Genomic DNA, 14,941 nt, shown 5'->3' on the forward strand with positions numbered 1-14,941 from the left:
CATGACGATAATGAGTAAACATACCGTCCTTCACATCCTGAAGATGCCGAACTGCGGCCGTTCGGCGATCGGCGCGTTCAGCGTCGCGGCGAAGGCGAGGCCCAGTACGTCGCGGGTCTGCGCGGGGTCGATGATGCCATCGTCCCACAGCCGCGCGGTGGCGTAATAGGGATTGCCTTCCTGCTCATATTTTTCGCGGATCGGCGCCTTGAAGGCTTCGGCTTGCTCGGGCGACCATTTGGCCGAATCCCGATGCACGGTGGCGAGCACCGACGCGGCCTGCTCCCCGCCCATCACCGAGATGCGCGCATTGGGCCAGGTGAAGAGGAAGCGCGGCTGATAGGCCCGGCCGCACATGCCGTAATTGCCCGCGCCAAAGCTGCCGCCGATCAGTAGCGTGATCTTGGGCACCTGCGCCGTCGCGACCGCCGTCACCAGCTTCGCGCCATTCTTGGCAATTCCCTCCGCCTCATATTTGCCGCCGACCATGAAGCCGGAGATATTCTGGAGGAAGAGCAGCGGAATGCGCCGCTGGCAGGCGAGTTCGATGAAATGCGCGCCCTTGACCGCGCTCTCGCTGAACAACACGCCATTATTGGCGAGGATCGCGACCGGCATGCCCCAGATATGCGCAAAGCCGCAGACGAGCGTGGTGCCGTAAAGCGCCTTGAACTCATGGAATTCGCTGCCGTCGACGATCCGCGCAATCACCTCGCGCACGTCATAGGGCGCGCGGACGTCCTGGGGCACGATGCCGTAAAGATCGCACGGATCATATCGGGGCGGCTTCACATCGCGCAGATTGACGACGGGCGTTAAGTCCGGCGCAAGCGTCGAGACGATGTCGCGCACGATCGAAAGCGCATGGTCGTCATTGTCCGCGACATGATCCACCACGCCGGACTTCCGGCCATGCAGGTCGCCACCGCCCAGATCCTCGGCCGAAATGACTTCGCCCGTCGCCGCCTGCACCAGCGGCGGCCCGGCCAGGAAGATCGTCCCCTGATTGCGCACGATCACGGTTTCGTCGGACATGGCGGGGACATAGGCGCCGCCCGCCGTGCAGCTTCCCATGACGCAGGCGATTTGCGGGATGCCGCGCGCCGACAGGTTCGCCTGATTGTAGAAGATGCGGCCGAAATGCTCCTTGTCGGGGAAAACTTCCGCCTGGTTGGGCAGGTTCGCGCCCCCACTATCCACCAGATAAATGCAGGGCAGCCGGTTTTCGAGCGCGATCTCCTGCGCGCGCAGATGCTTCTTCACGGTCAAGGGATAATAGGTGCCGCCCTTCACCGTCGCATCGTTGCAGACGATCATCACCTGACGGCCGGACACCCGGCCGATGCCCGTAATGATGCCCGCGCCTGGCACTTCGTCATGATAAAGGCCGTTGGCGGCAAGCTGGCCTATTTCCAGAAAGGGCGATCCCGGATCGAGCAGCCGTTCGACCCGATCGCGGGGCAGCAGCTTGCCGCGCGCCACATGTTTGGCACGGGCATTTTCCGAACCACCCAACCCGGCGGCGGCGACCCTCTCGCGCAGTTGCTCGGCCAGCGCGCGATTATGCGCGGCGTTCGCGCGAAAGCCCTCTCCTTCCCGCGAAAGCTTCGTATCCAGAACCGGCGCGCTCATGCCCCGATCAACTCCCGGCCGATCAGCATCCGGCGGATTTCATTGGTCCCCGCGCCGATATCCAGCAGCTTGGCGTCGCGCATGTAGCGTTCGACCGGCCAGTCCTTGGTATAGCCCGCCCCGCCCAGCGCCTGCACCGCTTCCAGCGCGGTCTTCATCGCATTTTCCGACGCCAGCAGGATCGCGCCCGCCGCATCGAAACGCGTCGTCCTGCCCGCGTCGCATGCCTTCGCCACGGCATAGACATAGGCCCGGGCGCTGTTGAGCGCGACATACATGTCCGCAATCTTCGCCTGCATCAGCTGGAACGCGCCGATCGGCTTTCCGAACTGCCTGCGCTCCCGGACATAGGGCAGCACCACGTCTAGGCAGGCCTGCATGATGCCGAGCTGGATGCCCGACAGCACGGTGCGCTCATAATCGAGCCCCGACATCAGCACAGCCGCGCCGCCGTTCAACGGGCCCATGATATTCTCCTCCGGGACTTCGCAATCCTCGAACACCAGTTCCGATGTGGGCGATCCGCGCATGCCGACTTTCGCGATCTTCTGCCCGATCGAAAAGCCCTTCATCCCCTTTTCAACGATGAAGGTGGTGATGCCCTTCGATCCTTCGCCGGTCTTGGCATAGACGATCAGCGTATCGGCATAAGCCGCGTTGGTGATCCAGAATTTGGTGCCGTTGAGAATGTAGCGATCGCCCTTCTTCTGCGCCTTCAGCTTCATCGACACCACGTCGGAGCCCGCGCCCGCTTCCGACATGGCAAGGCTGCCGACATGCTCGCCAGAGATCAGCTTGGGCAGATATCTGGCCTTTTGCTCTTCATTGCCCCAACGGCGCAGTTGGTTGACGCAAAGGTTGGAATGCGCGCCATAGGACAGGCCGATGGAGGCCGATGCCCGAGCCACCTCTTCCTGTGCGACGACATGCTCCAGATAGCCCAGGCCAAGGCCGCCATACGCCTCCTCCACGGTGATGCCGTGCAGGCCCAGATCGCCCATCGCGGTCCATAGTTCGTCGCGGGGAAACCAGTCCTTCTCATCGATCTCCGCCGCGAGCGGGGCGATCCTGTCAGCGGCAAAGCGGGCGGCGCTTTCCCGGATCATGTCGGCATTGTCGCCCAGGGCGAAATCGAAATCGGTCATGGAAAACTCTCCTGCCGCCATGCCTTATCATCTCTTTGCTCAAGCGATAAATTGAAGTTTCGCCATCCATGCTATTAACGCTATCTATAATGATCAGACTCGCTCCAAGGTTCGCGCTCCATATCCCCGATGCTTGACCGCTATCTCCTCCGCTATTTTCTGGCCGTCGTGGATCAGGGCAATTTCTCGCGCGCCGCCGCGCATTGCAATGTGTCGCAACCCACGCTGTCGGTCGGGATCGCGAAATTGGAACGCACCCTCGGGACGCCGCTGTTCGTGCGGACCAACCAGCGCGTCGAACTGACCGAAGCGGGGAGCCGTTTCCTTGTCCATGCGCGCAGAATAGAGCGGGAATTCAACCTCGCCATTGGTTCGATGAGCCCGACCGATCATCCACCATCCCTGCGGCTGGGCGTTCTGGGCAGCGTGCCGAGCGTACTTGTGGCGCAGGCCGTCGCGGCGGCGCGGCCAATGAAGCATTACCGCTTCGAACTGATCTTCGGCAGCGAACGGGAATTGACCAGCCATTTGGCGAAAGGCCGGATCGACATAGCATTGACCCTGGTCCAGCGCGGCGGCGAGCGGTTTCTGGAAAAGCCGGTCTGCACCGAAGGCTATGCCCTGGCGATGCCCGCCGATCACCCCTTGGCCGGGCAAGAAAGCATCGCGGCAGAGGAACTGGCCAATGAGGTGATGATCGTTCGCCGTCATTGCGAGGCGCTGTCCGACACCAGCCGCCATTTCACCGAACGGGGCGTGCGGCCGCATTTCGCTTTACGGTCCACTGATGACGATCGCGTCCTGAACCTGATCGCCGCGGGCCTGGGCATCACCGTGATGCCGCTCTGTTACCGGCGGGACGGGGTCACCCGCCCCCTCCTCGCAGGGTTCGACCTCAAGCGCACTCTGGGGTGGGCGGCATCGGCGGAGGCGGAGCATCTGCTCAATGCGCCGCCTCCCCTGTTCCTGGCCATCGAACAGCGGCTGGCCGATCGCGGGACGGCATTTCCCCGACCCGCATAAGCTGCCTTATTTCGGCAGCGCCGCCAGCGCCTTTTCGATCCGGTCGAGCGCGGCGTCGGTCAAGATTTCCGGCATGGCAGGCTGAAGCGCGCGCAGCCGCGTCTGGGGAAACAGTCCTTGCTGAGAAGAAGTCGACAGGCCCGGAGCCTCGCGGTCGAGGATCGCGCGCGCGCGCGGATCGGCGAGCAGGTCGCTGGTGAGGGACTCGGTGCTGAGCCGGTCTGCCGCCTGAACCTTGACCGGCCCCGCCACGACCTTCAGCGTAGCAAGCTCCGCCTCGATCTGCTTCATCTTCGCCTCGTTCAGCGTATTGCTGTCGAACTGCTGGACGCTGGCGAGAGTCATCTTCTCCCACCCATGGACATGGCTCATGCCCGCAAGCATGCCCGGCACCTGCCGGTCTAGCAGGGCCCGCCCGCCCGGTGTCACGACGATGTGGCCAAGAAGGGAATTGCGCGTGAGCGGACCCGCCGGGATCGGCGGCAGCGCGCGCAAGGCGGCCTCGCTCCGGTCGGGCTCGCCCTTGCCCGCCGGAAGCGGCGGCAATTCCCCGACGCGGCTGAGCGTGACCGTCACGTCCCTGGCGCCCCGCGCATTCGCTATCCGCAGGACCGGCGCGTTCTTTGCCGAACGGACCGTGCCGCCGCTTACCGTGACAGTGTAGCCGCCCGGATAGTTGACCGCCGGGATGCGGATCATGGTCTCGCCCTTCGCCGCGCCACCACCGGGCGGTGCAGAGGTATAATGATACCGCATCACGCCCTTCGCACCGTCGAAGCTCATCGTCACCGGCGTGCCCGCCGTCGCCTCTGCATAGGGGCGCGCATAGGCGCGCAGCAGGGCGACGCGATTGCCATTGCCCCGATCAGGCAGCTTGGGATCGACCAGAGCCTCGAACGCGCCCCGCGTCCAGGCAAGCCAGGATATGTGGCGCATGTCGAAGTCGGCGGCCTGTCCCGCGATCTCGGCGGGATCGTTGCTGAAGCCCCACTCCGTATTGATGATCGCCGCCTTCTCCTGTTGAGCATGGGCCAGCGCGCCATCGTTCACCCGGTCGCGTATTTCTTTGACCGGGCCATAATTGTGGAATGAAAAGCCGCGCGTCCCCTGCGCGGCGGCAAAGGGCGTGTTGATCGGCGTGCCGAGAGCCCCCTGGAGCATGAAGGGCTCGACAAAGACGATCATCCTTGGCGCAGCTTCATTGATCGCCCGCGACGCCTTTTCGTAAAAGGGTTTCAGCAGTTCCTGTTCCAACTCCGGGCAGTTCGCCTTGGCCGGATCAGGCTGCGCACATCTGCTTCCAGTCGCTGGTTCATTCATGACATCGATGCCAATCACCGCCGGATCGTCCCGGAACCGCCGCGCCACCGCTGCCAGTCCCTCTACATAAAGATCCTGGACACCCTTCCCCGTGCCGGGAACCGGATGGTTCTTCCAGAAATTGTCGAAGGAACGCTGTACCGCAGGATCCTTGAAATAGCCCATCGGGAAATTCATGCCGGGGATACGCTGATGACCGTCAGCAAAAACCGCCCAATCCGGCATGCCCCGTACGCCAACCAGCGCAGAATATTGATCCTGGTGGAAATCGATGAGGGTGTAGATGCCCGCTTCCTTGTACGCCGCCACGGTTTTCGCGATGCGCTCCATATAGGCTGTGTCGATGACGCCGGGTTGCGGCATCAAACCCGACAGGAAGATGACGAGCCGCACGCCGTTGAAGCCCTGTTCCGCCATGCGGGAGGGCGTCTCGGCACTCCATCGCTGATCATCAGAACCGCCAGCCCGGAATTCGGGAAGCGTGACATTGCCACCATGGATCATGATCGTGCGGCCAGTCTGATCCACGAACCAGCGGCCTTGCTGAGCAATGCGCTGCTCGGCTGGTGCGGCAAGAGCGGTGCTCGCCATGCACATGGCGAAGGTCACCAGTAACGATTGGGGCATTTTCATGATCCTGGCCTCTCCTCGAACGATCTCTCATTATTCGAACGATTATGTACTAATAGCAAGTCCGTGATCGAGCGTTAACGCATTACTTAGCTTCCCTTCCGATCCTTCCTACGCCGACCCGCTAGGCGACCCCGCGATTTGCAAATGGTCATATCAGCAGCGCTAATAGGCGGGATTGATGGGATAAACCGTCAAATCCTCTGACCATCTGTTGCATATAAAGCACGGTTTCGTTCGAAAAATGCTGTCAGATGCTGAACCGGATTGCGGCTTGGCCACGCCGCGTCTAGCGGCGGCACCATTCGCGGGACCTAATCCCTGAACCTTGGAAAGGATGACATGAAAAAGGCGAATACCCTCGCTGCGTTGTTGTGCAGCGCCGCTCTGATCGCACCGGCAGCTGCTTTGGCACAGGATGCCGCCGGCAGCGAAGGCAATGACGTAAACGAGATCGTCGTCACTGCAACTCGTGAGGCGCGCTCGCTCCAGTCGGTGCCGATGACCGTCAACGTCGCGACCGGCGAGCAGCTCCAGAAGTTCAACATCTTCGACGCCAAGGACGTGCAGCAGCTCGCGCCGGGCCTTGAACTCACCAACACTTCGGGCCGCAACAACACGACGACCCTGCGCGGCGTGACCTTCGATCCCGACCAGGGCACCAGCCCGGCGGTGCAGGTCTATTACAACGAAATTCCGACCGACGCGCAGACCGTCTACACCGCCCTGTATGACATTCAGCAGATCGAAGTGCTGCGTGGGCCGCAGGGCCTGCTGCGCGGCCTGTCCGCCCCGGCCGGTTCCATCACCATCGCGACGCGCCGCCCGAACTTCGACGAGATCGAAGGCTATGCACAGGCGACCGCGACGTCGCGCGCTGGCTACAACGTCCAGGCAGGCGTTTCGCTGCCGTTCAACGACACGCTCGCGATCCGCGTTGCTGGCCTCGTCGATGGCAACCGCCTGAACAATGTGCGCAACATCACGCGCGACGAACGCTCGCGCAGCCGCACCGAAAGCGCGCGCGTGACCTTGGGCTGGCGTCCGAGCAGCGATTTCACCGCTTATCTGAGCTATCAGTATCTGTTCGCCGACAATCTTCAGAACCAGCAGGTTGTTGGTTCCGGCGCTCTGGCAGATGGCTTCAACCGGTCGGGTCCGGCGCTTGACGCTTCGGACTATGCCGCAGTCTCGGACGGCCGCTTCCGCAACCAGAATGAGAGCCACATCGTTAACCTGGCATTCGACTATGATCTCGGTCCGGCAACCCTGTCGTTCGTCGGAGCTCATCAGTACAGCAGGCTGACTGCTGAGCGCGATCTCGACGCGGGCAACGCCATCCCGGATTATGTGTACGCATCCACGGTCCGCTCGCCTTACAAGGTGGACTCGGCTGAAATTCGTCTTGCCTCCAACAACAAGGAAGGCTTAGGTTGGGGCGTAGGCGCATTCTACACGAAGCAGACTGGCACTGTTGTCACCAATCAGCGCGCAGATCAGTTCTTCGCTCCTCTCCCGATCGCATTTGGCGCCTATGTGCCGATCGATACCCTGGTACTCACCCCCGTGGATACGCAGACCTGGTCATTTAACGGCAATCTGCGGTATCGTTCGAACGGCTTCTCGATCGAAGGCGGCCTGCGTTATTCGATCCTCAAGAATGTCCAGACGACCGACATCTTCGTGTCGTCGCCTGGCAATCCGGCGATCGGTGCGCCCGCATTCGTGCTTCCGCCGCAGCAAGGCGTCCCGGCCGACCTGCAGCGGTTCACCAACAAGCCGCTGACCGGCGGTGTGACGGTTTCCTACGAGTTTAACCCGCGGCTCAATGCCTATTTCGCTTATGGGCATTCCTACCGCGCCGGTAGCACGGGCGTGGCGGTTCCGCTGGGTGTGAGCCGGGACCTGATCCGTACGCAGCCCGAAAAAACCGACTCCTTTGAAGTTGGCCTGAAGGGCAAGCTGCTGGACAACCGTGTGAACTTCACTGTAGCGGCTTTCTACCAGACCCTGGAAAATTACCTGAACCGCTTCACCGGCATCTATTATGAGTCGGCTGCAGCCAGCCCGCCGACGGGTGGCTTCGATTTCAACTATAATGGCGATGCAAAGATCAAGGGCGTGGAAGCGTCGATCGATGGCCGCGTCAACGATAACTGGGACCTGGGTGTAAGCGCTTCCTATGTCCGTGCACGCTACGATAATGCTGTCGTGCCCTGCAATGACTATGCCGGTACTGGTTCGCCGAACCAGGATGCAGCTTCTCCCGCTGTCACGGGCCCCGGCAATGTCAGCTATTGCGAGACCAATGGACGGTTGTCGCAGACGCCGGACTTCAACCTGACGGCCAATACGGAAATCCGTTTTCCGATGGGTCAGGTCACCCCGTTTGTACGGGCCTTGGTCAACTATCGTCCTGGCTTCTACGCTGACCAGGTCGATTACGACTATCGCTCGCGCACCCTGCTGAACATCTTCGCGGGCTTCCGGACTGAAGACGATCGCTTTGAACTCACCGCTTTCGCTAAGAATGTGCTGAATCAGAAGCGGATCACCAATATCAGCCTGGGGACCACGCAGTTCAACACCGGCATCCCCGGCTCGCCAGTGCCCGGTTTGCCGTATGAATCCGGCTATCGTACCGCGAACGTCACCAATCCGCGTGAGTTCGGTTTGACCGGAATGTTCCGCTTCTAATTTCGACGGAACTTTTATCTGAGATCGGGGCCAGCAGGATACCCTGCTGGCCCCTTTTTCATTTTAGGTCGTATCGACCGCTCAAGTGTCAGCTGAATAATGCCGTCAATATGGGACTCATGCTGGTGAACTCGTCATCAACGCGCAGAAATATGCATATGGCGGGGCACCAAGGCCGATTTTGGTTGTTCTGGAGCAGCACCGCGCCCGATTTCGGCTTATTGTCGCTGACAAGGGAAAAGGACGTGGGCAACAGGCAGGGATTTGGATTGCGTAGGTTGAATGCCATGGTCAAACGGCTGTCAGGGGTGATCGAGGATGATGACAATCGGCCGGGTCTGCGCGTCATCTTTTCCGCACCGGTTGATCCAACGCAGAACCTCAGCCATTCTTTAACACCGGTGCGTGCAGATATGGCGAGCGAGATCGACTGATGGAGGAAGACAAGGCAGCCACCGGCACCCCATCGCGCGGCGAAATGGATACGCCGCACGACAATATATTGGGCAGCCAAAGCGGGCAGCATCACTGGAAGCAAAGCGTCATCACCAACCCGTCGCTCGACGAACGTGGCAGCGTCTTCTTCGCCGCGATCGAGATGACGCGCATGCCAATGATCCTGACCGATCCGGCGCAGGACGACAATCCGATCGTTTTTGCAAACAATGCCTTTCTCGATCTCACCGGCTATGACCTCGATGAGGTGGTCGGCCGCAACTGCCGGTTCCTGCAGGGCGCTCAGACCGACCGTGAAGTAGTGCGGCAATTGCGTGAGGCCGTCGCGGCACGTCACGCCATCAGCGTGGAGATATTGAACTATCGGCGCGACGGCTCCCCCTTTTGGAACGGGGTTTTCATCGGGCCGGTCTATGACGAGCACGGCGAGCTTCTCTACTTCTTCGCCAGTCAGCTCGACGTCACCGCGCGCAGGGAGGCCGAGACCACCCGCTTCCAATCGCAGAAGATGGAATCCATTGGACAGCTGACGGCTGGGCTCGCCCATGATTTCAACAATCTGCTTCAGGTCCTCGGCGGCAGCCTCGACATGATGGCCGCGCGGCGGGACGATGATCGGACGTTCAGGCGCTATCATGCCGCTGCCACGCAGGCGGCGGAGCGGGGGACGAAGCTGACCGCTCAGCTCCTGTCCTTCGCCCGTCGCAGCCGCCTGGAACCAAGGCGGATCGAACTGACCGGCCTCATCAGTTCCATTGCTGAACTGCTGGATTCAACGGTGGGGTCGCGTGCCGACCTGCAACTGAACCTGCGGCGGCGGCTGCCTGAGATCGAGGCCGATCCCAATCATCTGGAAATGGCCCTCATCAACGTCATCGTCAACGCGCGCGACGCGGTGGCCACCGGCGGCGTAATTACGGTCTCCACCGGCACGGAAACGGTGGACGCAGAACATCCCGTGCCTGGCCTCGATCATGGCCAATATGTCGTGATGCGGGTGGATGATGACGGCACCGGCATGTCCCAAGACACGCTGCAACGCGCGATTGAACCCTTTTTCACGACCAAGCCGAAGGGAGCAGGTACAGGGTTGGGCCTCGCCACCGCGCACGGCTTTGCGCAACAGTCGCGGGGGGCGCTGAAGATCGATAGCGTCGAGGGCCAAGGCACATCGGTCCGCTTCTTCTTCCCCATCCCGGTCGATGATGATCGGCAGATGGCTTTGGAACCCGACACCGGGGGCTTCCGGCCTGATGAGGTCGATCGGCAGAGCAGCAAGACGGTCCTCGTCGTCGAAGACGAGCCGATGATCGCAGACATTGCCGAAGCGACTTTGCGGGAGGCGGGCTATCATGTCCGGGTCGCCCATGATTATGACCAAGGCCTGGCTGCCTTTGAGGAACTGACGGCAAATGGCGGCGTCGCCCTCGTCTTTTCCGACGTGGTGATGCCGGGAACCCACAATGGCCTCGCCCTAGCGCAGGAGGTCAGGGCGCGCGCGCCTGAAGTCCCAGTACTGCTTACGACCGGCTATAATGACGAGATGGCTCTTCAGGGACCGCAGCCCGAAGCGCTAGACGTGCTTGGCAAACCATATCGTCGCAGCGAGTTGGTCGCCCGCGTCCAGGCGGCTATCAGGCGTGGCGGGCGGGATCGCCAATCTCACCAGACATCCGACTTCGGGCATGCGCAAGGATGATGCGGAACCCGGAAAGAACGAGGATTTAGGCCAACCTACCTGAACGTTCTTGACGCGAGCTTGGTAACGGCGCTTCTCGGCCATTCAATTAGCGGGTTCGGGTCCCGTGTGCCGCTCTGCCTCCTCGATCAAGCGCCGTATCTTGCGCACCGCCATGTGCGGTGTAGTCAATATTGGTTCAGATCGCAGTGTTCTCACGAGAGGGGCTGCGCGCGCCATGGAGAATTGCCCGACGACGATCACATCGACTGGCGGCAATGTAGCGGCTGCGGCGGCGCTCAAGGCGTCATGCCGTTCGCCGTCGCCTGCTTGGAGCGCCTCCAGCGCTCCGGCCGCAACCGCCGGCACGACAGTCGGGTGCGCCTGACCCATCGCATCAGCCATGGCGTTGATCTCGGCCACCAGCGGCGCCACGGATCCCTGAAATGTGAGCAGCAGGCCAATGCGGCCGCCCTCCGGCTTGTCGCGGCAAAGGCTCAGGGCTTCGTCGAAAGCGCCTTCATTGGGTGTAATGACTGGGATGTCGAGATCCACCTTCACCTTTTCGATTGCAGGACGAAAGGCTGAACAAGTGAACAATATGCCTTGGGTCGGCGCACGCCCATCACTGCTTGCGGCCGCATAGCGGCCGAGCGTCAAAAATCTTTCGTAGATATCGTCCGTGATCTCGCCGAGCGCCGCATAGTCACCCGCAAGCGAGTCATCGATCAGATTATGGGCGATGGCTTCCGGCCACTCTTCGCGAATTGCGTCCATCGCGGGCCCTGGTGATTGGGCAAGAGCGCTGATGAGCATGACGCGCGGTGGCTGGGGCATTGCACTCTCCGCAATTGAAGTTGTCATCGCGCCATGGCGCTGCCATCCCCGTTCCGCAAGTGGGAAGGAAGGGATTGGATGCTAAGGCTGGATAATAAAATCGCCATCGTCACGGGTTGCGGCTCCTTTGCTCCGGGTTGGGGCAATGGAAAGGCGATAGCCGTTCTGCTCGCACGTCAGGGCGCAACGGTGCTAGGCGTCGATCTTGATCTGGATGCAGCCGCCGAGACTTGCGAGATCGTCAAAAGCGAAGGCCATATCATGCACGTGGCAAGCTGCGACGTGACAAATGGAGAGCAGGTACAGGCGCTCGTTGACGATTGCGTCGGCCGCTTTGGCCGCCTTGACGTGCTGATCAACAATGTTGGCCGCTCGGAGCCTGGAAATCCCGAGACGATGGACGAAGCCGTCTGGCGCCGCCAACTCGACCTCAATCTGACGAGCGCTTTCTTGACCAGCAAGGCCGCGCTGTCGGTGATGGCAAGCCAGGGCGCGGGCGCCATCGTCAACATCTCCTCTATCGCTGGGCAACGCTGGGTAGGCAAAGACCAGGTTGCCTATGCCGCTGCCAAGGCCGGCTTGATCCACTTCACCAAGGTTACCGCAGTTTCCTATGCCGCCAAGGGTGTGCGAATGAATTGCGTCGTTCCCGGACTGATGATGACGCCGATCGTTCAGCGGCTGGCGGACAAATATAATGCAGGCGACTATGAAGGAATGGTCGCTCGCCGTAACGCGCAAGTCCCCATGGCGCGGATGGGCGACGCTTGGGATGTAGCGCATGCCGCCCTGTTTCTGGCCTCTGACGAGGCGAACTACATCACTGGCACAGAATTGGTCGTTGATGGAGGGATTACAGCCTTCACTGGTTCCTGAGATACAGGACTGCCAAAACAGTTACGCAAGAAACGGACGCTCACGGTGTGAGCGTCCGTCGATCTTTCAAATTCTATTTAGTTGTTGCCGAAGCTGTAACGCAGCCTGATTCCATACATACGCGGTTCGCCGTAAAGCGACGCGAAGATGCCGAGGCCGTTATAGCTATTGGCATTTGCAACGCGATATAATTTGTTCGTCGCATTGGTGACGAACAGGCTCGCGTCCAGGCCCGTCTGGCGGATATTCCGCCAATCGAGTGACATGTTCAACAGACCATACGGCTCCAGCGTCGATCCCGGTTCGAAAGACGGGTCGCCAGTGGGCGACGTATGCTGCTTGGAAAAGTGGGAATAGCTGATGAGGTAGGACAGTTCGCCCATGTCCTCGCCCATCGGCAGCTTCGCCGTGGCGCGGATATTGTAGATGTAAGGCGTCACGAACTGGAACGGTATACAGCTCGCATCGACGGTGCCGCCGAAGGGAACGACTGCAAAGCCGCCGCCTGGGAGGCAGGTGCGATCCGCACCGAGCGAGGTGAACTGATATTTTTTGTAGTCGGCGTCGGTGTGGCTGAACGTGCCTCCAATCTCCAGTCCCTCAAACGGGCGGATTGATGCTTCTGCCTCAACACCCTGGATCGTGGCAGTCGCCGACAAAATCTTGGCGCCGCCTGCAAAGGTGGTCCGATTGAAGTCGGAACCCGGGCGTTGGATATTCTTATAGTCGGAATAGAAATAGGTGACGTTCAGACGACCCGGCACTGAGCCAATGCTCCAGTCGGACTTGAAACCAGCTTCATAGCTGGTGAGCTTTTCAGGATCGAATGTCCGGAATTCGGAGTTTACAGCCACCGAATTGAATCCGCCTGCCTTGTACCCGCGCGTTACCTTGCCATAGACCATCAAGCCATCGATTGGCTTGTAATCGAGGCCAATGGTCCATGTCGGAGCCTTAGTCTTCAGAGTCGCGTCAAAGCGACAATCCGCGGGGCTGGGGCGCGGGATCGGCCCCAACACAGAACAAATCACGGTGCCGTCGGCCCGCGGCGACCATGAAGTATTGAACCCCTTCACCGTATCCCAGGTATAACGATAACCTGCAGTCAATCGCAGATTTTCGAGCGAAGGAGAAAATGCCCCGAAGTCTAACGTTCCCTGGGCGTACAAGGCCCGCGACTTGTTGGTAACCCCGCTCAGGGAACGAGTGCCCGCACAAGTGACCGGGTTGCCGGTATTATCCGGTGAGCAGAACTGGACAGCTGCGCTCTGCCACACCGACGCTGGCTTCGTGTCTATATAAAAGCCGCCGATCGCATAGGTGAGATGGTTATCGAGCGCTCTCCCCTGCAACTGCAGTTCTTCGGTAAACTGTTTCAGATGGTCGCGCGGCCCCGTAAGATTCACCGCATTGTTATATCCATTGACGGGTATACCGAATTCATCAGTCAGCCCAGCGACGGGGAAGTCCGGGAAGTTCGCACTCTGCGAGATTTGATATGCCTGCAACGGCGTACCATCATTGTCATTGCCGTAATCAGATTTAAGCTTCTGATAGCTTATGATGTTACGGAGTGTGAGTTCCTCACTCAGTTCCAAATCTGTCGTGTTGATCACGCCCCAGGCGTCAATATTGCTGTAGCTGTCAGCATCATTGCGGGTCTTGCGTGGACCGATCTGCTGAGAGATCTCCGTCTGTCGGTTATAGATCGCCGCACAGGCCGGCGTTGCGCAGTTTCCTGTAACCAAAGATCCGATCCGAAAACCACGATTGATATAGCCAGCGCCGTTGTTCCGCGATCTCGAACCATAGATCATCAGATTATTGGTCAGTTGCTCAGTCGGGGTCGCCAAAATGCTGACCCGGCCGGTATACCAATGCTGGTTATCGCGATCCTTGTCCCAGACGATGTCCTGGGTATAGCCGGTGCGGTCATAATAGGCGCCAGCCACTCGAACGGCGAGCTTGTCCTCGATCAGCGGGACGTTGAGCGCGCCCTCGATGTTCACAAGGTCATAATTGCCATAGGATCCCTGCACATAGCCTTCCACCCGATCGGTGGACGGCTTGTGCGCGGATAGCAGAACCGCGCCGCCAGTCGTGTTCCGGCCAAACAAAGTGCCCTGAGGGCCAGAAAGAACCTGAACATTCTCAAGGTCGACGAACTGGCCCGGGCCTCCTTGAAGGCTGAGACTGATCGAAGCGATGAGTGGTACTTCGTTAAAGTAGGTCGCAACTGACGGTAGCGCGAGAAAGCCTGTTGATTGCCCGCGGATGGAGAAGCTCTGCACGTCTCGGCTCGCCTGTCCCTGGGTGCCGACGACCAACGAAGGAACGTTGCCATAGAGCTTTTGCGGCTCGGTGATATTCAGTTCGCGGATTCGTTCTGGCGAGAAGGCGCTGATGACGATCGGCACGTCCTGCGCGCGCTCTTCGCGACGTTGCGCCGTGACGATGATATCGCTGATCTGCGTCGTTTGCGCAGCCGCATCCGACGCTCCCGTCTGTGCCTGAGCTGGCACGATTGCACCTAGAAATGCCGCGCCTGCCAATAACGAGACATCGAAGTTGTTCCTTACCCTTCTCATACACTCTCCCTCAAATTGATCTGATTTTTTTGGTATTATTATTGTATGTCGGCCCCTAT

General features: G+C 60.2%; 10 protein-coding genes. 5 read left to right on the forward strand and 5 right to left on the reverse strand.

Annotation, left to right across the window (positions count from 1 at the left end; translation table 11 throughout):
• Window positions 1-30: 30 nt before the first annotated feature.
• Together SPHS8_RS14820 and SPHS8_RS14825 are read right to left on the reverse strand one after the other, a co-directional pair.
• Complete coding sequence (locus SPHS8_RS14820; RefSeq protein ID WP_201516206.1) at window positions 31-1,632, reverse strand: carboxyl transferase domain-containing protein; 1,602 nt, start codon at window positions 1,630-1,632, stop codon at window positions 31-33.
• Window positions 1,629-2,777, reverse strand: a complete 1,149-nt coding sequence (locus SPHS8_RS14825; protein ID WP_201516207.1) for an isovaleryl-CoA dehydrogenase — start codon at window positions 2,775-2,777, stop codon at window positions 1,629-1,631. Before SPHS8_RS14825 ends, SPHS8_RS14820 begins: the two co-directional genes overlap by 4 nt.
• A 129-nt stretch (window positions 2,778-2,906) precedes the next feature.
• Here SPHS8_RS14825 and SPHS8_RS14830 point away from each other — a divergent pair, with 129 nt between their 5' ends.
• Window positions 2,907-3,800: a LysR family transcriptional regulator gene (locus SPHS8_RS14830; protein WP_201516208.1), complete on the forward strand. Its 894-nt coding sequence runs from the start codon at window positions 2,907-2,909 to the stop codon at window positions 3,798-3,800.
• Window positions 3,801-3,806: 6 nt separating this feature from the next.
• Here SPHS8_RS14830 and SPHS8_RS14835 read toward each other — a convergent pair whose 3' ends face one another.
• The gene (locus SPHS8_RS14835) at window positions 3,807-5,753 is read right to left on the reverse strand and encodes a cellulase family glycosylhydrolase (protein ID WP_201516209.1); all 1,947 of its coding nucleotides are present in this window, start codon (window positions 5,751-5,753) and stop codon (window positions 3,807-3,809) included.
• Between the two features lie 339 nt (window positions 5,754-6,092).
• Between SPHS8_RS14835 and SPHS8_RS14840 the strand changes: the two genes are divergently transcribed.
• From SPHS8_RS14840 to SPHS8_RS14850, 3 genes are all read left to right on the forward strand, one after another.
• Entirely contained in the window at window positions 6,093-8,447 is a 2,355-nt protein-coding gene (locus SPHS8_RS14840; protein ID WP_201516210.1) for a TonB-dependent receptor, read from the forward strand.
• A gap of 110 nt (window positions 8,448-8,557) precedes the next feature.
• Window positions 8,558-8,881 carry a hypothetical protein gene (locus SPHS8_RS14845; RefSeq protein WP_201516211.1) on the forward strand — a complete coding sequence of 108 codons (324 nt, stop codon included), beginning with the start codon at window positions 8,558-8,560 and terminating at the stop codon, window positions 8,879-8,881.
• Window positions 8,881-10,602, forward strand: a complete 1,722-nt coding sequence (locus SPHS8_RS14850; RefSeq protein ID WP_201516212.1) for a PAS domain-containing protein — start codon at window positions 8,881-8,883, stop codon at window positions 10,600-10,602. Before SPHS8_RS14845 ends, SPHS8_RS14850 begins: the two co-directional genes overlap by 1 nt.
• Window positions 10,603-10,686: 84 nt before the next feature.
• On the opposite strand, the gene SPHS8_RS14855 is transcribed toward SPHS8_RS14850, so the two are convergent.
• Window positions 10,687-11,418, reverse strand: coding sequence for an arylsulfatase (locus SPHS8_RS14855; RefSeq protein WP_201516213.1), 732 nt, complete (start codon window positions 11,416-11,418; stop codon window positions 10,687-10,689).
• Between the two features lie 33 nt (window positions 11,419-11,451).
• Between SPHS8_RS14855 and SPHS8_RS14860 the strand changes: the two genes are divergently transcribed.
• Window positions 11,452-12,294 carry an SDR family NAD(P)-dependent oxidoreductase gene (locus tag SPHS8_RS14860; RefSeq protein ID WP_236575186.1) on the forward strand — a complete coding sequence of 281 codons (843 nt, stop codon included), beginning with the start codon at window positions 11,452-11,454 and terminating at the stop codon, window positions 12,292-12,294.
• 77 nt (window positions 12,295-12,371) lie between these two features.
• On the opposite strand, the gene SPHS8_RS14865 is transcribed toward SPHS8_RS14860, so the two are convergent.
• The gene (locus SPHS8_RS14865; RefSeq protein ID WP_201516215.1) at window positions 12,372-14,882 is read right to left on the reverse strand and encodes a TonB-dependent receptor; all 2,511 of its coding nucleotides are present in this window, start codon (window positions 14,880-14,882) and stop codon (window positions 12,372-12,374) included.
• Window positions 14,883-14,941 lie beyond the last annotated feature (59 nt).

This window comes from Sphingobium sp. S6 (assembly GCF_905120495.1).
Taxonomy (GTDB): Bacteria; Pseudomonadota; Alphaproteobacteria; order Sphingomonadales; family Sphingomonadaceae; genus Sphingobium; species Sphingobium agri.